Raw genomic sequence first — 20,706 nt, forward strand, 5'->3', positions numbered from 1 at the left:
TCAATGGCATTCATGATAAAATTGTACAATAATCTAATAGAGCAGGAAAAAGTACAATTTTTTAATTACACCCAGCAAACCTTTTCATGACTAGTATGCGAGAGGTTTAATATTAAGGTAATACGTTATGAATTGGAAAGATCGCTTAATAAATCAATTTTATGCAAGTGATCGCTTTGCTCGCTTCGTCATCCAACATTTTATTCAAGATGAATGCGCCTATATTGCTTCTGCTTTAGCCTTTGCAAGCTTGCTTGCAGTAGTCCCATTAATGTCAGTGGGTTTTACTGTCTTTTCTTCATTCCCTGTATTTCATGGTCTCGCCGATCCAGTGCAAAATTTTATTTTTGATAATTTTGTGCCCTCAACAGGTAAAATAGTCCAGGCCTATTTACAGCAATTTGCTTCTCAGGTCACCAAACTTTCGATTTTCGGCATAATATTTTTAATTTGTACTGCTCTATTAGTCATGTTTACTATAGAAAGAGCCATGAATAAAATATGGCGAGTGGCCTTCTCCAGACATGGTTCAGCTGCGTTTTTGTTATATTGGGCCATCTTATCTTTCGCACCTATCTTATTAGGATTGAGTCTAGTAGCTAGTTCTTATTTGTTTTCTATACCGTTGCTTGTCGATCATCCAGCCCCCTCTTTTTTATTGCATTGTTCCCCCTTTATTCTTTCTTTAATAGGATTCACTTTTTTATACGTAATAGTTCCCAATTGCCCGGTCAAAATTTGTCATGCATTCGGAGGAGGATTAATCGCTGCAATATTGTTTGAAACAGCAAAAGAAGGATTTGCTTATTTTTTAAGTCGCTTTAATGCTTATGAATTACTCTATGGTGCTTTTGCAGCAGTCCCCTTATTTTTTATCTGGGTTTATTGGGTATGGATTATCACTCTTCTGGGAGCAGAAATCAGCTATGCTTTTTCCGTTCACCACCAAAGAAGAAGTGGTACATCCCTAGATGGTTTTTCTCATACATTACTCTGGTTACACGAATTATGGATAGCTCAAAAAAATGGTAAAGGACTAACCCACAATCAATTAGTAGATGCTAGTAGTCAACCTTTTGCTGTCGATGTAGATGAAATGCTTAATGTACTGATTAATCACGAATTAGTTCATGCAACTGCAGATGGGCATTATATGTTAAGTCGTGATCTCAGCCAAGTTACCCTTTATGCTTTAACGCAATCATTGCCTTATCGTCTGCCAACTCATTTAGAGCTGCAATATTCCAAATCATCCATCGCGGAACAATGGAGAACCATGTTTAAAAATCACGATGAAGAATTAAAGAAATCATTAAATATAACTTTGGAAGATTTATTTAAGAAAAGTGCTTGATGGTTAGAAGTAGGCTGGAGCAAGGAACCAACCTACCTCTAATAAACAATAACGTTTAAAGAATATAACGAGCCAAATCCTCATCGGCAATTAGCTGATTGAGATTCTTGTCAACGTACTGTCTATCTATATGAACCGTTTCACCAGATTTATCAGTTGCCTCAAAAGACACGACCTCTAGCAAACGTTCCATCACTGTATATAAACGTCGAGCTCCTATATTTTCCATGCGCTCATTTACTTGCCATGCAACTTCAGCAATACGTCTAATACCAGTATCATCAAAGGTTAGTTTCAAGCCTTCTGTTTCCATTAATGCAGTATATTGTAAGGTCAATGATGCCGTAGGCTCTGTAAGAATACGTACAAAATCCTCTACCGATAATGCAGACAATTCCACACGTATTGGTAAGCGGCCTTGCAATTCGGCAATCAGATCAGAAGGCTTGGCCACATGAAAGGCGCCTGAAGCGATGAAGAGAATGTGATCTGATCTCACCATTCCATATTTAGTAGTGACTGTTGTTCCTTCTACTAAAGGCAATAAATCTCTTTGTACTCCTTCACGTGATACATCACCACCGCCACTATTTTCAGAGCGCTTCGCTACTTTGTCCAATTCATCAATAAAGACGATACCATTTTGCTCAACACTTTCTATTGCCCTAGCTTTAATATCTTCTTCATTAATTAATTTTGCCGCTTCTTCTTCACGTAATATTTTCATTGCCTTAGCAATAGTCATTTTACGCGTTTTCGTTCTATGTGTGCCCACTTGTTGAAACATAGATTGTAATTGACTGGTCATTTCTTCCATTCCTGGAGGTGCCATAATTTCTATGCCTACAGGAGCTGCAGCCAAATCAATTTCTATTTCGTTATCATTCAATGTACCTTCGCGTAATTGCTTACGAAATACCTGTCTTGCAGTACTGTCTTTTTCTGCAGGAACTAATGATCCTCGAGCTGGAGGAAGTAATACATCAAGAATACGTTCTTCAGCAGCATCTTCAGCCAAATGAGCTACTTTTTTCATCGCAGCTTCACGTTCTTGCTTTATAGCAATATCCGCTAAATCACGAATAATAGAATCAACATCTCGCCCTACATAACCTACTTCAGTAAATTTGGTTGCCTCTACCTTAATAAAAGGTGCATGAGCTAATTTAGCTAAGCGTCGTGCAATCTCCGTTTTACCAACACCAGTTGGGCCTATCATCAATATGTTTTTAGGCATTATTTCATTACGTAAAACAGGATCTTGAATTTTCATTCGACGCCAACGATTTCGTAATGCAATAGCTACTGCTCTTTTAGCATCATCTTGACCAATAATGTGTCTATCTAACTCTTGAACTATTTCTCGAGGTGTCATCACCATACTGTTATATGCTGTCATTATTCAATTCTTCTATGGTTAAATTGTTATTCGTATAAATGCAGATATCACCGGCAATAGTTAATGCCTTTTGCACTATATCTTTTGCTGATAATTTTGTATTTTCCATAAGAGCTCTTGCAGCAGCCTGAGCGAATGGTCCCCCTGAACCAATAGCAATCAAGCTTTCTTCTGGCTCAATAACATCTCCATTACCAGTAATAATTAAGGAAGACTTACTGTCTGCTACCGCTAGAACTGCTTCGAGACGACGCAATATCCTGTCAGTACGCCAATCTTTAGCCAGCTCAACCGCTGCTCTCACTAAATGTCCCTGATGCATTTCTAATTTGCTTTCAAAACGCTCAAAAAGAGTAAAAGCATCTGCCGTCCCACCAGCAAATCCGGCAATCACTTTATCTTTATAAAGTCGTCTTACCTTACGAGCATTACCCTTCATTACCGTATTGCCGAGAGTTACCTGACCATCACCGCCTATCACGACTTGATTACCGCGTCTGACGGATAATATTGTTGTTCCACGAAATTGTTTCAAAGTTCAATCCTCAAATCATGCTAAAAAACTATAAGTGGGGGTTATAAAGAAAAATTCAATAGGAGAACTAAATAAATATTAAGCTTCTTTTGCAATGTCTTGCCAAAAAGTGAGCACTAGACTTCTTTCCAAACTCGCAGCTACGAAGGAAGTGTGAGGAGACACGAACCGCAGTGTACACGAAGGTCACATGAGGATTCGAGTCCGTATCGACCAAACAATTTCCCGCTGCAGTAGCGTTAGAAAGAAGTCTAATGAATGAAACAACATAAAACTCCTCAAACCGCCCTTAATTCAAAAGGTCTATTGAGTCTGTAAGAAAGAAAGACCATGAGATAATGGAGCCAGCCCTAAATGCTCTGCGATACTTTGTCCCACATCAGCAAAACTGTCACGGCGGCCTATAAAACACTCGTTAACCTTCTGTCCATAAGCCAAAACGGGAATATGCTCGCGAGTATGATCTGAACCAGGAAAAGTTGGATCACAACCATGATCAGCAGCAATAAAAACCAAATCATCAGGTTGCAATAAAGTATCTAACTCAGGAAGGCGAGCATCAAACTCTTCGAGCGCATGGGCATAACCGGCAACATCTCGTCTGTGTCCATAAGAAGAATCAAAGTCAACAAAATTAGTGAATACTATACTTCCTTGAGGAGCGGTCTTCATAGCAGCCAAGGTAGCATCAAATAAAGCCTTGTTACCATCTGCCTTGATTGTTTGTGTAATGCCTTGGTGCGCATAAATATCTGCAATTTTTCCTATGGCAATAACTTCTTGACCTGCATCTTTAATATAATCAAGCAAGGTTTTTTCTGGAGGTAGCGTAGCATAATCTTTACGATTTCCTGTTCTTTTGAAAGAACCTGGATTGCCAATAAAGGGACGTGCTATTACTCGTCCAATGTTATATTCATCAACCAAATCACGAGCAATCTCACACACTTCATATAAACGCTCTAAGCCGAATGACTCTTCATGAGCTGCAATTTGAAACACGCTGTCGGCGGAGGTATACACTATAGGCTTATCAGTACGAATATGTTCTGCGCCTAGCTCATCCAAAATGGTGGTACCTGAAGCATGCTTCTCTCCTAACACTCCGGAAAGTCCCGCCTTTTTAATCAATTGATCAATTAGCTTTTGCGGAAAACAATTCGGTTTATCAGGAAAATAACCCCACTCAAAAGTAACTGGAACACCCGCGAGCTCCCAATGGCCACTTGGCGTATCTTTACCTAAACTTTGTTCTACAGCATAACCATAATACCCTATGGGTTTAGGAAAGGTAGACAGATCAACGAACCGTAGACCTGAACTAGCCATAGCGGCATGATAAAGACCTAATTTAGCTAAATGAGGAAGAATAAGCGGGCCTTGGCGTACTCCCTTAATGTCACCCTCTCCTCGGTTACAGGCTTCATGAATATGAACAAAAGTATTTGCACCTTCATCGCCATAACGAGAAGCATCAAGACTAGCGCCTATACCAAAAGAATCCATTAATAAAATACAAATGCGTCCTGACATAATTAAAACTCAACCTGACGACAACGAGTTTCCCTCAATCCCCACAGCATCAAAAAAGCAATTAACAAACCTATAGGCAAAATAGTTGCTGCATATTGATATGCTTCTAATTGATACACTGGTACTCCATTAATTAAATGCATTCCGCCATAGTTAGTTAATAAAGAACTAAATAAATTTTGATAAACTAAGAAACCGCCTTGAGTTAAAATGGAAATGACACTAACTGCTGTTGCAGTCATCACTGGAGAACTACTTTCAGCAACTAAGGCATAACTAATTACTTGAGCTGAAGTAAAGAAACCTAATAAGAAAAATAATACTGCCATAGTATTATAAGAAACAGGGAGATAGAGAACAGCCAATAAAGTCAGCATGGAAGCAATAATGCCTGCCTTCATAGGTAATACTCTTAAACCTACTTTATCAGATATCCAACCGATTAACGGAGAGCCAATAATTGCCCCAAAAAATATCATTCCATTGATTACGGAAGCTTGCTCAGAACTAACACTTAATCGTTGTTCAAGATATAGGGTCCCCATCATAGCGCCAAATACAGCGATAGCCATATTCATTAAACTGGTGTAAAGGGCGGCCCGTAAATACTGGGTATTCAAATAAGCCTTCTTAGCAGCCGTTAGAATGTCTATAGGCTTGCCTTCTTTCTTCACAGCCACCTGGGGTCTTTCTTTTATCCAGAAAAACATCAGCACCAACATAGCAAATCCAAGTACGCCAATATCTAAAACGGCCTGGCGCCAACCAACGTAGGCAACCAATTTAGTTAAGGGATATTGAGCAACCATGCCACCAGTCATCGCTACAGTAACAATGGCTCCTGTGACTAAAGCCATACGCTTAGGTGGAAACCAATGGGAAGCTAATCGTACTGGCCCTAAAAAGCAAAAAGCGCTTCCTATACCAGTAATAAAACGACAAAATAAAGCCATGTAAAAAGAGTGGGAATAAGCCAAAATAAAAGTACTGATGACACAAAAAAACATGGCAATCAATATAGTATTTTTAATGGAATAGCGATCCAGTACCATGCCGGCAACAAACAAAAAAATTACATTGGATAAATAATAAATACTGGATAAATAAGCCATTTTATCAGCTTGTATTTGAAAATCCTGCATAATACTGGCTGCGATAGAAGCAAACATATTTCCCTGAATAAATTCATAAAAGAAAAACATTGTTGCTGCAAAACATACCAACCAAGGTAACAAGAACGACTTCATATCGTCAGCGCCTCTATATTCATCCACCATATGCTGCATTACCACTCCTCACTTTTGTCTTTTGCAGTACGTTTCTCGGGTCATTAACACGGCAACCAAAGCTGCTACAGCAGCAATAGGGAACATCCACATGGCAAATTGAAAATTAGCAACAGTGTATTGCGCCCCTGCCATACCTGCATGATGAGTCATTAGCCACCCAAAAAGCACTTGGCCTACTGCCCCACCACCCATAATAATTACTGAGGAAACTCCAGTAGCAGCGCCAGTGTTTTGCTCCTCATTACTTTCAGCTACCAAAGGATAAGAAATCACTTGAGTGCTAGTAAAAAAACCTAATGCAAAAAAGATGATACTAAGCATCATCTGCGATAAAACTATATGCAAAAATAAGGGAATCACGATAATTAAAGTGGCAACCGCACCAAAGATCATCAGAGGCTTACGACGTCCGTGAGTGTCCGATAACCATCCAACGATAGGACAGCCGATCACACTGCCCATAAAAATTAAGCTGATTACATTACTTGCAGCAATATCAGGTAAATGATGAGCTACTTGTAAGTAGCTGGCTCCCCATAAAGCACATAAAACCATGATGGGTAAATTAAGAAAAGACGTATAAAGACCAGCTAACCAATTTTGCGGATTAGCTAATGCTTTTATAAAGCTAGACATGATCTGGCCTTGATTCGTACGAACTTGTTCAGGAGAGTGTTCTGGTTTGTCGCGAACAATAAAGCTTATCCATACTAATAAAGCCACACCAACAGCCCCATCAATTAATAGAGCATGACGCCATCCTAACAGTTCATTGAGATACGCAAAAGGGGTATGAGCCATCATGCCGCCCAGAAAGGCCATAGTCACTAATGAGCCAATAACAAGGGCCTGTCGGCGTGGGGGAAACCAATGAGAAACTAATACCACACAAGACAAGAAGCAAAAAGCATTACCTATTCCGGAAAGAAAATGAAAAAAGGAAGCTAAAATAAACGAATCAGTAAGGGCAAAACCCATAGTACCTATAACACAAACCAACATAGCCGTCAGAATAACGCGCCGTGTGGAAAAACGATCGAGAATAATCCCTGCTGGTAACAGGAATAAGATATCAGCCCATAAATAAGTACTAGACATCCAGCTTAGTTGTGCCGCATCAAGATGAAACTCATCACGTAAAGGTTGATTAATTACATCAAAAATATTCAGCTGGAAAAATTCATAAAAAAAGAAAAGGCCTGCAGATAGACACACAATCCATGCCATCAAATCCCCACGAGGTACCCAAACCCCCGACTCTACTGCAACGGAATGTGACACGGTTACTCCTTATAGTTAAGGCCTAAAAGTTGCGGCGGATTATATCAAAATTTAAATAGAATTGGTATCTTTATTGAACAATAGCTGGTTTGTAGCCCAAATACCGGCGTCACGACGCTTATAATGCAAGCGACAAGTAGCAACATAAGATTCATTACCGCCAATGAATACTTGTTCTCCTTCAACCACAACTTCCCCTTCGGCATTAATTCTCATGTTCATAATGGCTTTACGCCCGCAATGACAAATTGTTTTTAATTCCACTAATTCATCTGCCCAGGCCAGTAAAAATTGACTGCCTGCAAATAACTCTCCTTTATAGTCCGTGCGCAAACCATAAGCCAAAACAGGAATAGACAGATTATCAGTAATTTCGGTTAATTGATAAACTTGTTCGCGAGTCAAAAATTGCGCCTCATCCAGGAGGATACAAGCATATTGCTGCCCTTGTTGTTGCAATTTAGAGGTGAGTTCGTATAAATCATCTTTTTCTTTAAAAGCAACAGCTTGCTCCGACAAGCCAATACGAGAATGAATAGTACCGTATTGATATCTGGTATCTATAGAAGGAGTAAACAATAAGGTTTGCATCCCACGTTCTCTGTAGTTATGACTCGATTGCAATAAGACCGTGCTTTTTCCTGCATTCATCGCAGCATAGTAAAAATAAAGTTTTGCCATAAATACGGTGTCTCAATAAAAAATACGTTTACTTTAACGCATGTTGGAATGATAAACCATTTATAAATTGATTAACTCCATCATTACCCCTCTGTTCAAACTTGCCGTAATGAAATATACACGTATTAGCGTCGTAACGTCTCAATAGCCAAGGGAAAGCTCAATGCCTACGTCCCGCTGCTAAATATGTTCCCAGGTAATAGAGAAGTTACATAGCGCTAACTTAAGCTTTTGTCTCGTGGGCTTTATTAACAATTTAATATCGGACAATGTAGTAAAAGCATCCGCTCCTGCTTGTAATTAATTGTCTTAACCAAAGTAAATTGAGAAAATAACTTTGGAGGAATTTGCGATGCAATTTGGGAGTTAATAACAAAATAATTATCTACACCATTGGATAATAATTTACAAAGCCCAACAACGGATTGAGCTGATTTAACTTTGCCTGCGGAATAAAATTGCGCCGAAAACTCCGTTCTATCTCCCCAATAGACAAGATTGGACCCAGGGGTAGGATGTTGTTTAATCCATGCATTAATCACGGGTTTCTGAGTTTTTGCTATCCAATCAGGTTTGAGCATAAAGAGCAAGGTACCTATTAAAAACAAAACGCCATTAATTGCAGAAAACCGAATTATCCATTGGCTATTAATGAGCAATTGATTTGAACGCTTCCAAATTTCAGCAAAAAGCAAGGCAAAGGCAGGTAAAGAGGGAAAAACATAAGGGTAAATAATATTACTGGAAAAAGTAAAAAAGACTAATGGCGTAAGAGCACAGAGCACCAAATAGCTTAGCCATCCATCTTCATCACGAAATAATACAGGCAGATTCTTTGCATGCGAGATAAGCCATTTACCGACAACCAGATTCCAGGGAAATATTCCAGCTATGGCAAATATCCAGATTATCCCTTTAGGAGCATGATGAGCTGCACCGTATTTATCGCCAGTCCATCCTGGTACTAAGAAACGATTAAAATGCTCGCCAACAATAAAATAATTTAGAAACCCAGGGGTGCGCAGTTCAGCGAGGATATACCAAGGGAGTGCTATAGCAAAAAGAAGTAAAGTACCTTTAATCCAAGGCAGATTATTCCACAAATTACGCCATTGTTTACGCAATAAGACCCAAAAGAAAATAGGCGTACCTACCAAAATTAGGACTAATGGCCCTTTCGCTAATAATCCCAACCCCAAGCCAATAAAAAATCCATAAGACCAAAGCTTACTCTTAGTTACCATAGCATGCCAAAAAGCAACCAAGGCCAGTGTGCAACAAAAGGTTAACGAGGGGTCAGTCATTACTGTGCCCGCTTCCAGAAAAAAGAATAGCATTCCGGAAAGAACTAAAATGGAAACAAGAGCCACCTCAAGACCACTATGCTTTTTAGCTAAATCCCAAATCAACCCCAAAATCCCTATGGATAATAATAAGCTGGGTAGACGGACAGCCCATTCACTAATACCAAATAAATTCATGGATACAGCGGAGAACCAAGTTGATAAAGGTGGCTTAGCCCAAAATGGAATACCATAATCATGCAATAAATTAACCCAATTGCCTGTTTCAAGCATTTTACGTGCTATCTCGCCATATCGCGCTTCAGTAGTGTCATTTAGGGGAATAAAATAACTGGCAATCACTCGGCATAAAAGGAGAAAAATTAATACAAACAATGCATGATTAATGAATTTTTGATAAACCAAGCGGTCGCTTTTTATATCCACCGTGAACCTCAAATTTTTCTGCTAGATGAGAACATAAAGTATCTCTATGATAAACGATAAAAATCAAATCGCTATTTTACCTTTTCACACTGTGAATACAAATTTATTTCTATTCAATTTGTCCATGGAATGATAAATATTTTATGTAACCAATTGATTAAACACAGTTTAAATAAAAATATAAATTGTATAATGAAAATACATGACGAGAGGTTTAGTTTAGTTTACACTGAATTCTGTAAGTTGGACTTACACTACTTTTAGGACTTAGGAGAAATAACATGACGTTAGTTTTAAAGGAATTTGATTTTTTAAAGAAAGACCTAGACGATACCGTAAAAGTCATATGGCATGACAAAATAAAAAACAAAGAGATGCCTAAAGACCCTATCATAGAAGAATTAATAGTTGAAATTCCCGAAGAAAGAAGAAGAAATGAACTTTTATTTCTAAAGGGAGTGATGAACGAGTTAGAAAAACGAATACGGGAAGACCGACCAGAAGATTTAACGCCTTATATAGATATCTATTACGGGGCTCTATATGTTGTCAAAGAGCATATGAGAAAGAATTTAGGCAGACTAGAAAATTTAGGCTTGCTGGAAAAGCGTCTGAATAAGGGCATAGGGCTTAGTGAGACGAACACCCCCGATAACTATCAATTGGCTACATTTTATAGTTCCATAAACGCCTTTTTAAAACTTCTTTTTAAGGATAATGACTCAAGAAACAACCTCGCACTCAGCAATGTTGCTGGGAATCCTATGTCTAAAATTCCGCTGGAAAAACTGGGTGAAATCATTGACATCAGTTATGTATTGGAAGAAGAAACCCGTCACAATATAACTAAAAGTTATCTTGGTGATGGAACCACTGAAGCTAATGCGGCTCACTACCATGCTCCTATAGATATTCCCGACTCAGCCATTCGTCAATTTGCATCATTCGAAGAGTTGTTAGGTGCACTTGAAGAACTAAATTTAAAAGAAATAGGGGATAAGAAAAAATCAGATATTAGCGAGATCACTGATGAAGACAGAAAAAGGCAACTGCATATACTTAAGGAGGTAAGTAAACAACTCGCATCTAATGAAACAATTAGCGAAAAGGAAAAAACCGGGATCCTTGCTGGATTTATGTTGATGGTTCGTGAAGAAACTGGACAGAAAGAATACAGCAAAGCCCCATTTGATGCTGAAATTATTCCCCCCACTATTATCGCGAATAGCCCCGTAGTACATACTGAACTAACCAAGATATTAAACGTTAAAGAAATGTCTCGCGAAGATGCTGAAGCATTAATCACCTCAGCGAGAAACTTTATGGCCTTTATGACCATTCAACCTAATGCCGCGGAAAGTACAATTAAAGAAAGTGTCAGAGCCAAACATCTGTTTTCGGGAATAGCAGGATTTGATTTAGTTGCTACTCTAAATTTTATGAGCACATTAATTAAAGATGCTCGCAGCCACGCTCTTAACCGTTGCATAAATAAGCATACCAAAGATATTGAAGCGAGTCTGCCAGTAAAGCCAAACCCAATTTATGCTGCTTGTATATCAACTTTGGGTTGGTTTGCTAAAAAACCGACACCAACAGCGTCCACATCCTTACCGGAAGATGATTTTGATGCATCTCTTAACAATGATGAACCGACCCATGATGAAGAAAGTAAGGAGCCAGTATCCACTCTGACTGATACAACCCCTCCGACTGAATGTAGAATTTAGTTAAATCAAATCAGTTACCGTAGCGTTTATGGAAATAAAAGCTACGGTCTTAAGACACACTAAAATAATATTTTTCATTCTCTCCCTTTCCAGATAAGCCATTTCCCTTAATATTTGCTACAATGCGCCTATTAAATAAACTCATGTTTCTGAATTCCTAATGAAAATCAAATTAGTTACTGTAAAAATTTTATTAATCCTATCGTTTTTCATAACCTTGCCAATGATTGGTTGGGCACAACAAAAAACAATTGCCATTACCATTGATGACCTCCCCTTTGTCGGAGAATATAGGAATTTTCATTTAAATATGATTGTGACAGCGATGAAAGAGCAGCAAGTTCCTGCAACAGGTTTTATCATCGCCCGCGAAGTACGTCATGATAATTGGGAGGCACTACGCAAATTTCGTGAAGCAGGATTTGGCTTAGGCAATCATACATTGTCTCATGCCAATCTTAATAAACTAGACATCAATGAATGTATTCACGAAATTAAAGAAGCTGACTCTATTTTGCAACCCGTTCTTACTAAGCCAAAATATTTCCGCTATCCTTATCTAGCAATGGGTACAGGGAGTAAGAAAAATAAAATTCTTTGTTATTTAGCAAGCAAAAACTACCAAGTGGCACCTATCACTATAGACAGCAAAGATTTTGCTTTTAATCAACGTCTCTTCGCAGTCCCAGAAATAAATAGACGCGCTTATTTAGATGAGTTAAAACCATTTTATTTAGATTTTATCTGGCAACAGACTGTAAAAGCCGAAGAGCACCGTAATACTGATCAGGCACAGATTTTATTGATTCATGCTAATTTACTCAATGCTTACGTTTTGCCAGACATCATTAAATTGTATAAAGAAAAAGGATATACCTTTGTTACTTTAGAAAAAGCGTTAAAAACCTTTAAGAGTCCTCAGTGCCCATCATTGCAATTAGCAAAACAAGAGATTAAGAAAAAGAGCGCTAATTTAGAAAAGCCTAATACGGATACAAACATTGAAAATTTTGTCGATTGGGATTAGTTAGTCCTAGTAGCAATTCAATACAAAACAGATTAAATTAAAGGCAGTTTCAGATCAGAATATCACCTACTTTGGAACCGTTCAGGCTGAGGAAGTAATGATGCACTTGCTTATCTAGAACTGACATTAAAAATATTCAGGATGAATCATTTTTCAGGAGATCCAATGTATTGTCATGCTTTGGCTACTTGTTTTAATGGGGAGTTAATCACTTGGCATATCCCCCATAATATGAATCCCAGTCGTTTATTTGCTCAGAACAATACTAATCAATGGAAAAGGGACATTTCTGAGCTAAGTGGTACTCTTGAAATAGGTATCTGCAGAACTTATGCTAAAAATAACCATTACCTCTATATTCTGAAACTAAATCCTGGATATTGCTTCATAGCTTGTGATACCCAATTAGATCTCAAACAAGTCAACTGGCTTGCATACCATCTTCTTGATAAGAAAATAACATTAAACGAAGTGGCTGATAATTTAGAGCACTACTCTCAAGATCCAGAAGTGGCGATAGCAATGAAAGAAAATATTGAGGAACTAATAGCGCAAAAACCTTGTATTGCAGATCTGATTGAGCGAACCAATAATTTGCCAACCATCTCTTTTCAATTTCATTCACAATCTAAAGAACACCAATGCATTTTAATCTAATTTGAGCATCATCTTGAAACATCGGGCAACAAATTGTCCGACAAAACATCGTGCCAAAACTCTTATTTAAAAAATCACCTAGATATGACAAATCCAGTGATACTTTCCCCAGGAAAATACCACTATGAATAATTGAAATGACGCTCTTTTTGTATACAACAACGTCTGGCAGTCTGGGTTATCCGACCGACAAGAATCGATGATGGTTAAGAAAAACTGGAGGCCAATTGAAATCCCCTCGTTTATGATTATTTCAAATAAAATAAGAACAAACTGTTCTATAATTAACAAATCAAGAGATTTTATTCAAACTCAGGGAACTTTTATAGGGATATTATTTTGAATATCATGTTAAAAAACAAAGTGAAAATTGGTGTAACAAACACCAATACTCTTGTGTCTCAATGCATAGTGATTCGCCTATTATCATTCCCTACAAACAACAAAGAACAACCTCCACTTAAAATCAAAGTCAACGCCGGATTTACCCTTATTGAACTGATGGTTACTTTAAGCGTATTGTGCTTGCTCTTAGTACTCGCCATCCCTTCTTTCAAAAGCATGATGCTAAACAATAGATTGATCGCTAATACTGACTCATTAGTCAACGCACTTAGCTATGCACGTAGTACAGCACTTTATCAAGAAATAAGCGTAGTGGTATGTCCTCTAGGCTCCTTAAACTCTACTAGCTGTGGCGGCAGCTGGAGTTCCGGATGGATAGTGATAACACAGCCTGCATCGGGAACTAGTACACTACTCAAAAGCCAACAATATTCTTCTAATGATCCAACATTGAGCAGCAATGTGACCAGTGTAACCTTCGACGCACATGGAATTGCCACTACTCAAAGTAATTTTAAACTATGTGACAACCGAGGAGGAACTTTTGCCACTTCAGTCGAAGTGTTAGCTACAGGATTTGTCCAATTGGGAAACACTCCCGGCCAAGCAGTTTGGGATAATAGTGCTCTAGCATGTCCTTAGGAGATGAACTATGACAGCCAATAGTTTACGACAAAAAGGAATGACCTTACTCGAGGTATTAGTTACCTTGGTCATATTGGCCATTGGGCTTCTTGGTCTAGCAAGTATGCTCATGTACTCCAATAAAGCCAATAACTCCAGTTATGCGAAACAACAGGCAGTACAGTGTGCCTATGATATTTTCGACCGCATTCGTGCTAATTATCAATCAGCCATTAATGGTAGCTATAACATCAGCAATATAGGGAGTAATGGTTTACCCGCTACAGTGTCTACTCCATCGACCTTATGCAATGTTTCAGCTTGTACTCCAACACAAATGGCAACTTATGATACTTGGTATTGGCTCACTAAGGATGTTGCTAAACTACCTAATGGCAGTGGCTCTATTACCTCAGCACTTTCTGGCGCCACAGGGAATACAGTAATCACAGTAACCATCCAATGGGATGATAGTCAGGCACAAGCAAATTTGGGAGCAAGTAGTACGGTCTCAAGCAATAATGCCAACTTTGTTCAACTCAGTATTCAGAGCCAATTATGAACAATATTAGACCTTATTTACCAGTCACTATAACAAAAACCATGCGAAAAGATACAGGGCCAAAAACAATATCTGATGATTCACGTGTTACCCTAATAAAAAGGGGTTCAACTGCATTGCTCAAAGTACAACAAGGCTTTTCTATGGTGGAACTAATGGTAGCTGTCCTAATTAGCCTTCTTATCACCTATGCGGTTTTAAAAATTTATCTAGTCCAATCCCAGCTCTATAAAACCTCTACCTCCCAAGACGTTATCCAAAGTACTGAAAATGCCATTGTCAACCTGGTTACTCCGGTTATCCGCTCTACTGGTTTTACGGGGTGTGGTACTGTTATTTCAGCAATTTCTAATTTAAATGCAGGAGGACCAAGCCCAATAGCAACAATTAACACTAATCCCATAATGCTTATGGGGTATAGCGGCTCAGGAACATCATATACAATAACTCAGGACAATCGAGCCAATGATAGTAGTGCCGGTGATTGGAGCCCCTCTCTAGAACCAACGCTTGTAGGTAACATAGAAAAGGGCAATGACGTTATTATTGTTTTTGGTTCAGCCCCGGGAAGCTACCCTACCGGGGTCACAACCATAGATCCCACCAGCAGTTCTTTGACAGTAGAAACGACAGCTGGAACTTCTATCACCAGTGGGCAATTTGCTGCCGTTTCTGACTGTGGCAAGACAGTCATTTTTCAAATTACTGGTGTGTCAGGAAACACTATTTCTCATGCTTCTGGAACAGGGATTTTAGCAAATGCCAGTAGCGATTTAACGGAAAATTTTTCTACTGGTTCACAATTTATTCAATTACAACAAACTGCTTTTTTTGTAGGACAAGGACAAGGCGGGCAAAGCTCATTAATGCGCGCCATCTTAGTTGGTAATACCTGGAATATCCAGCCTATAGTGCCAGGTGTTGAGTTCATGCAAGTAGAATATGGCATAGGAAGCAATGGGATTATTACTCAATATGTCCCTGCAAGCTCAGTTACAGACTGGGCGCAAGTTTATGCAGTAAGGATGGGTTTTTTAATTGAGGGACAAGTAGGTTCCGGAACACTTGGTGCCCAAAAATTCACGGTATTAGATACCACAGTAACCGTACCAGCAGACAACCGAATTCGCCATGTATTTGAAATTACTATCAATTTGAGAAATGCCCTATCATGAAACAACCATCCTCAATAAATATCGGTCAAAGCATGGCCAACTCAACCAAACAACAAGGCTATGTATTATTGATCACTCTTGTTTTAATGATTATGCTCACTGTTCTTGCTTTAACGCAGGTCGCCTCCAATACCAACCAGACACGCGTAGCATCTAATGCAACGGATTCTGAAATTACTTTTGAAAAAACTGAAGGAGCAGTGAATCAAGCAATTAATAACTTAAATAATGGCACCTATACTGCAGCTAGTTTTCTTAATAACAGTAATGGTCTGTATGTATTTGATCCCAACTCCCCTCCCTTATGGACTACTATTAATTGGTCAAGTAGTGCAGTCATTAATAGTTTTCAGGGAAACACAGGATCACAAGCAGCTTATTTTATTGAAAAATTACCGTCAGTTTGTCTACCAGGACAAAACTGTAGAACGCAAACTAATAATTTATATAGGATCACCGCCCGTGCTGTAGGAGCAAGCGGGAGTTCTGCAGTAATAATACAAACGACGTTACAAGTTCAACAATAGGTCAATGAGATTATGGACGCATTAAGAACAAAGAAGTATGGAAAGGAATCTAATAGAAGAGTCCCCAAGCTCCTCTTAACCATATTCCTATCGCAAGTAAGTAGCGCAGGCTCCGTGCCCTCCCTGGTTATTCCTCAAGTATCGTTGATCATGTCCAGCCCCATTCATCCTCAAGTACTTATCTTAATTGGCAACTCTCAATCGATGGATGGAACATTAAGTGGCGCGATAATGACTGGCTCAGGTTCTCTTGCTTCAAGCTTAAGCTCCTTAAATAATTCGAGCTCTCCAGTTAACTATACAGTGCCCGCGGGTTTTACTCCCCCTGTTCAAGCAGCAAACAGTAGTGGACTAGCGCCCTATACCGTAACACAAAGTGGCCATTTGGTAGATAATGGCCCAAGCCGACTCAATGTGGCAAAAGCAGGGGTTAAGGCGATTATTCAGGCTTATATGCAATCCACTGATTTTTCTTTGGCTACTTACAGCACCAGTGGTGCCTCAACTTATAATACCTGGGTGTACTATATGTCCCCTCAAACCAGTAATTTTGTTTTCACCAATACTCAAGTTACGGGAAATAGATATATTGCGAATCCCTGCTATAACTACAGCTCTGATTCCTCGACAATTTCCAGTAATTGCTCCTCCATTGGTAGCTTTTTTGGTTCTACACTAGTGTCTTCGAGCTTGTATATGCAAATTGGAGAGTCCAGTGACGACCCCAATATAAATGACGTACTTTATGCCGGTAGTGGATTTCCTGGGATATTCTTGACTTATAGTGGTCCCTCACCGGCTAGTCCCTACCCACCCAATTTCTCATTAAGTAATTACAATAATGGCAGCGTATTAATAACTTACCAAAAATCAGCACCCAACATTGGTAGCTTTGGTACCTCTCCTACTAATGCAGGTTTTGTGCCTTATTCACCTCAGGTCATCTATGCACAGCGTGGTTTTGGTTATTATGGCAGTCAAACTGCCAATACGGGTACTATTCTAGTTCCTATGACCACTGCAGGTACTAATCCAACCACAACTAGCGTCACCAATGCCATCAATGCTTTTTTGCCCTATCTGTTGCCTGAAACAAATTCCTCAACCACAACTGAAATAAAAGATATAGCAACACAATCACCTATTGCAGGATTATTAGCGAAAGCTAATAGTTATCTTACCGCTCTTGGTACCACTAGCGGGAACGGATGCCCACAAAAAAAATACGTTATTTTGATTTCTGATGGTTTGCCAACCGAAGATCTTAGTGGAAATTTATGGCCACCATTGGGAAGTGCAGCGGCTATTGGTTACGGTGTTAGTGCAACATTTAACGCGGATGGCTCATTAAAATCGACGAATGATCAGGCATTAACGAATACTATAAATAATATAAAAACTTTAAATGCTAATGGCATTTTAACCTATGTTATCGGGCTGGGGGCCGGCGTTAATCCAACAATCAATCCTCAAGCAGCAGCAACACTAACAGCTATGGCCGTTGCAGGTGGTACCAATAATTATTATCCCGCTACTGATCCGACTTCATTAGTTAATGATCTCAATAATATTATGGTTTCTATCCAAAATGGTTCATTTACTACTTCTGCAGCCTCAGTCAGCTCTACTCAACTAAGTAATGGAGCAGTGGAATATGTTACTAGCTTTGTGTCTAATGATACTCCTTACCAAGATTGGACAGGTAATTTACAAGCGATCTCCCTAAACTCCACTACAGGATTCCCCACAGGTACTATAATTTGGGCAGCACAAGGACTACTTGATACTTTAGTTGCTGGAACGGGATGGTCAGCTACTCGATTGATAGCGACATGGAATCCATCAACTAGTGCTGGAGTTCCTTTTGAATGGGCCAATATATCTACTGCCCAACAAAGCCAATTGCAGCCTTCAGATACACTAGGACAAAGCAGATTACAGTACCTTCGAGGTAATACAGCATTAGAAATACGAAATGGGGGAACATTTCGCAATCGTTCTCATATTTTGGGGGATATCATAGACAGTCAAGTTGTATACGTTGGCCCCCCCGAAGGTGCGATTCAAGCCTCCAGTTATACTTCTTTTGTTAGTTCACAAAAAAATCGTCAACCTATGCTCTATGTTGGAGCTAATGATGGCATGCTGCATGCGTTTAATGCCTCTACAGGAAAAGAACTCTTTGCCTTTATTCCTAATGCTGTATTTTCTAACCTCCATAATCTGACGGCATCACTTTATAACCAAAGCCATCTATTTTTTGTCGATGGCTCACCGCAAAGTGGAGACGTACAATTTGCCGATAGTAGCTGGCATACTATTGTCGTCAGTGGTGAAAATGCTGGAGGCAATAGTATCTTTGCGTTGGATGTAACCAACCCAATCAGTATTAACTCAGAGACACTTTTAGCTCAATCCGTCCTTTGGGAATTTACTGATAGCGATCTGGGCCTGACATACAGCCCGCCCCAAATTGCTGAAATTGGTTCATCTAGTTCTACACCGTTAACCTTTGCGGTATTTTTTGGTAATGGCTACAACAATCCGAACAATAATGCCGTGTTGTATGCGGTCAATCCGCAGACTGGTGCGCTCTTGACCAAAATTAACCTATGCACCGCGGTGCCCAGTGCCTGCAATGCTAATGCCCCTCAAGGACTCTCCTCTGTCACTGTAGCAAACAGCAATGGTCTACAAGGAGTGCCAATTACTGTGGTCTATGCAGGAGATCTACAGGGAAATTTATGGGCTATTGATGTCACTGACCCAAGCCCAGCCAATTGGACTACTCGATTACTATTTCAAGCAAAAGACTCTGGTGGTAATGCCCAACCAATCACAACAACGCCTGTGGTAACCTTAAACCCTAACTATCCCCGCCGCCAAGGTCTATTCATCATGTTTGGTACTGGTCAACTACTTACAGCCTCCGATCTGCTCAATACTCAAACTCAAAGCATTTATGGAGTGTGGGATAAACCATCCGCCAACACAACCTTTACTCGCTCTAACCTACAACAGCAAACATTAAGCCAAGTCAGCCCAGCGCAATCAGGCCTCTCACAAACCATATTGACCGTAACGAGCAATACGATTAATTGGCTAAGTCAGGACGGATGGTTTGTCGATCTACCCAGCGCAGGGCAAAGAACTATAACCAATCCAGCACTTCTTAACGGAGCATTTATTGCAACACTGAATACCCCTCCTTTAACGGCCTGCGGCAGCGCATTTAGTTCGATGCTCTTAGAACTCAATTACAAAACTGGTGGCGCGTTTTCGAACGCACAATTGGACGTTGCCGGCAATGGTAATTTAAATAACCAACCCAAATTTAATGGTAGTTATGCCGTAGGAATAGGATTATCAAACAGTTATGCCAACGCACCAACATTAATAGGAACGAATAAAAATGGTAATTCTGTCATTCTAATTACTCAGTCCAACGGAACGCAATCGTCCGTCATTAATCCTAACAATACACCACGAAAAATAGGATGGTGGCAACTGCAATAAAGGTAAATGAAATGAATAATGAATGCCCTAAATTTAGAAAAAACGATATGATTAAAGAAAAATTTAATAGCCTCAAGCAGAAGTCTATTAGACTTCTTCGAATACTCGCTAAAGGGGATGAATTGCGAGAAGAGACGGCGTGCGGAACCGAAGTATGCGTGCAAGTACATGAGGATTCGAGCACTGGAGCGGCGAAGCAATTCACCCCCTCAGTAGAGTTTACGAAGAGATCTATCCAAGGATTTACCCTGGTAGAACTCCTCATCACCCTGATAATAGTGGGAATACTCGTAACTATAGCGTACCCATCCTATAAGGCTTATCTGATGAAATCGCGCCGTTCGGATGCATTACAAACGCTGACGCAGGATCAACTTATTCTAGAGCGTTGTTATTCAACTAATTTTTCGTATAGTACAGCATGCGGCGCGCTTCCTGCTTTTCCTCAAACATCAACACAAGGATTTTACAGCATTACTATTTCAAACTTAGGAACATCAACGTATACCTTAACGGCAACACCTATTGGTTCTCAAGCTCAAGATACAACATGTGCCAACATCAGTGTAAATCAAGCCAATGCTCGAACGGCTAATAACTCGTCTAATACATCACAATCCATCTGCTGGAATCCGACATAAAAGATGATTGTAAGGCAAGTCGAGCAATTGGTTGCCTGACCTACGATTGAATTGTTTGTTCGTCTTGCTTAAAAGGGAAATTTCCATTACATTGCCCGGT

The 20,706-nt window shown here is 39.5% G+C and carries 17 protein-coding genes; 10 read left to right on the plus strand and 7 right to left on the minus strand.

Annotated elements, in window-relative coordinates; all coding sequences use genetic code 11:
- Positions 1-127 precede the first annotated feature (127 nt).
- Positions 128-1,354 carry a YihY family inner membrane protein gene (locus LFA_RS14415; protein ID WP_045096802.1) on the plus strand — a complete coding sequence of 409 codons (1,227 nt, stop codon included), beginning with the start codon at positions 128-130 and terminating at the stop codon, positions 1,352-1,354.
- Between the two features lie 55 nt (positions 1,355-1,409).
- Here LFA_RS14415 and hslU read toward each other — a convergent pair whose 3' ends face one another.
- The 7 genes from hslU to LFA_RS14450 all read right to left on the minus strand — a co-directional run bounded on the left by hslU (position 1,410) and on the right by LFA_RS14450 (position 9,802).
- Positions 1,410-2,735 carry an ATP-dependent protease ATPase subunit HslU gene (gene hslU / locus LFA_RS14420; RefSeq protein WP_172653500.1) on the minus strand — a complete coding sequence of 442 codons (1,326 nt, stop codon included), beginning with the start codon at positions 2,733-2,735 and terminating at the stop codon, positions 1,410-1,412.
- Between the two features lie 4 nt (positions 2,736-2,739).
- A complete protein-coding gene (gene hslV / locus LFA_RS14425) occupies positions 2,740-3,288 on the minus strand; it encodes an ATP-dependent protease subunit HslV (RefSeq protein WP_045096803.1) in 549 nt (182 codons plus the stop codon).
- A gap of 303 nt (positions 3,289-3,591) precedes the next feature.
- Positions 3,592-4,821 carry a phosphopentomutase gene (locus LFA_RS14430; protein WP_045096804.1) on the minus strand — a complete coding sequence of 410 codons (1,230 nt, stop codon included), beginning with the start codon at positions 4,819-4,821 and terminating at the stop codon, positions 3,592-3,594.
- 2 nt (positions 4,822-4,823) lie between these two features.
- Positions 4,824-6,107, minus strand: coding sequence for an MFS transporter (locus tag LFA_RS14435; RefSeq protein ID WP_084602199.1), 1,284 nt, complete (start codon positions 6,105-6,107; stop codon positions 4,824-4,826).
- Between the two features lie 9 nt (positions 6,108-6,116).
- A complete protein-coding gene (locus LFA_RS14440; RefSeq protein WP_045096805.1) occupies positions 6,117-7,391 on the minus strand; it encodes an MFS transporter in 1,275 nt (424 codons plus the stop codon).
- A 51-nt stretch (positions 7,392-7,442) separates the two neighbouring features.
- Positions 7,443-8,072 (minus strand): thymidine kinase, encoded by a 630-nt coding sequence (locus LFA_RS14445; RefSeq protein ID WP_045096806.1) that lies wholly within the window; start codon positions 8,070-8,072, stop codon positions 7,443-7,445.
- Between the two features lie 248 nt (positions 8,073-8,320).
- Complete coding sequence (locus LFA_RS14450; RefSeq protein ID WP_045096807.1) at positions 8,321-9,802, minus strand: ArnT family glycosyltransferase; 1,482 nt, start codon at positions 9,800-9,802, stop codon at positions 8,321-8,323.
- Between the two features lie 281 nt (positions 9,803-10,083).
- Between LFA_RS14450 and LFA_RS14455 the strand changes: the two genes are divergently transcribed.
- The 9 genes from LFA_RS14455 (at position 10,084) to LFA_RS14495 (ending at position 20,606) form a co-directional block, all read left to right on the plus strand.
- Positions 10,084-11,532, plus strand: coding sequence for a hypothetical protein (locus LFA_RS14455; protein ID WP_045096808.1), 1,449 nt, complete (start codon positions 10,084-10,086; stop codon positions 11,530-11,532).
- A gap of 160 nt (positions 11,533-11,692) precedes the next feature.
- Positions 11,693-12,559: a polysaccharide deacetylase family protein gene (locus tag LFA_RS14460; protein WP_045096809.1), complete on the plus strand. Its 867-nt coding sequence runs from the start codon at positions 11,693-11,695 to the stop codon at positions 12,557-12,559.
- Positions 12,560-12,700: 141 nt separating this feature from the next.
- Positions 12,701-13,216, plus strand: a complete 516-nt coding sequence (locus LFA_RS14465; RefSeq protein WP_157010380.1) for an SNARE domain-containing protein — start codon at positions 12,701-12,703, stop codon at positions 13,214-13,216.
- Positions 13,217-13,564: 348 nt separating this feature from the next.
- Positions 13,565-14,203: a GspH/FimT family pseudopilin gene (locus LFA_RS14470; protein ID WP_084602200.1), complete on the plus strand. Its 639-nt coding sequence runs from the start codon at positions 13,565-13,567 to the stop codon at positions 14,201-14,203.
- Between the two features lie 10 nt (positions 14,204-14,213).
- Positions 14,214-14,747 (plus strand): type IV pilus modification protein PilV, encoded by a 534-nt coding sequence (pilV, locus tag LFA_RS14475; RefSeq protein ID WP_045096811.1) that lies wholly within the window; start codon positions 14,214-14,216, stop codon positions 14,745-14,747.
- Entirely contained in the window at positions 14,744-15,922 is a 1,179-nt protein-coding gene (locus tag LFA_RS14480) for a PilW family protein (RefSeq protein ID WP_269447718.1), read from the plus strand. The genes pilV and LFA_RS14480 overlap by 4 nt, the downstream gene beginning before the upstream one ends.
- A complete protein-coding gene (locus tag LFA_RS14485; protein ID WP_045096812.1) occupies positions 15,919-16,449 on the plus strand; it encodes a pilus assembly PilX family protein in 531 nt (176 codons plus the stop codon). Before LFA_RS14480 ends, LFA_RS14485 begins: the two co-directional genes overlap by 4 nt.
- A 12-nt stretch (positions 16,450-16,461) precedes the next feature.
- On the plus strand, positions 16,462-19,965 hold the full coding sequence (locus LFA_RS14490) for a pilus assembly protein (protein WP_045096813.1): 3,504 nt from the start codon (positions 16,462-16,464) through the stop codon (positions 19,963-19,965).
- Positions 19,966-20,198: 233 nt separating this feature from the next.
- On the plus strand, positions 20,199-20,606 hold the full coding sequence (locus LFA_RS14495; RefSeq protein WP_045097646.1) for a type IV pilin protein: 408 nt from the start codon (positions 20,199-20,201) through the stop codon (positions 20,604-20,606).
- Positions 20,607-20,706: the final 100 nt, after the last annotated feature.

Origin of the sequence: Legionella fallonii LLAP-10 (assembly GCF_000953135.1) — a bacterium.
GTDB lineage: Bacteria > Pseudomonadota > Gammaproteobacteria > Legionellales > Legionellaceae > Legionella > Legionella fallonii.